Here is a 262-nt window from a genome sequence, read left to right on the forward strand (position 1 = left end):
CGGCCAACAACCTTACACCATATACGTATCAAGAACAATTGGAAATGTTCAGTGTTGGGTTCTGTACTAATTTGAGTGCAACAGTAGAACAAAATAAATGTGATAGCACAAAAGAAACAATTTATGATGTGATATCTTCACTAAAAACAAGTTCTCAAAATGAAAAATCAAAACATGATGTTGTGTACCGTGACATCGTTAGGGAAATTATAAAATTCCAATATGAACATGATTCGAACACACGTACTGAATTGTTAAAGGG

1 protein-coding gene is annotated in these 262 nt (G+C 33.2%); it reads left to right on the forward strand.

The features are described from left to right. Positions 1-38: 38 nt before the first annotated feature. Positions 39-262 (forward strand): hypothetical protein (locus RMT89_RS43805; protein ID WP_315889330.1); only part of this gene is annotated, 224 nt, incomplete at its 3' end.

It is taken from the genome of Streptomyces sp. P17, assembly GCF_032436805.1.
Taxonomy (GTDB): domain Bacteria; phylum Actinomycetota; class Actinomycetes; order Streptomycetales; family Streptomycetaceae; genus Streptomyces.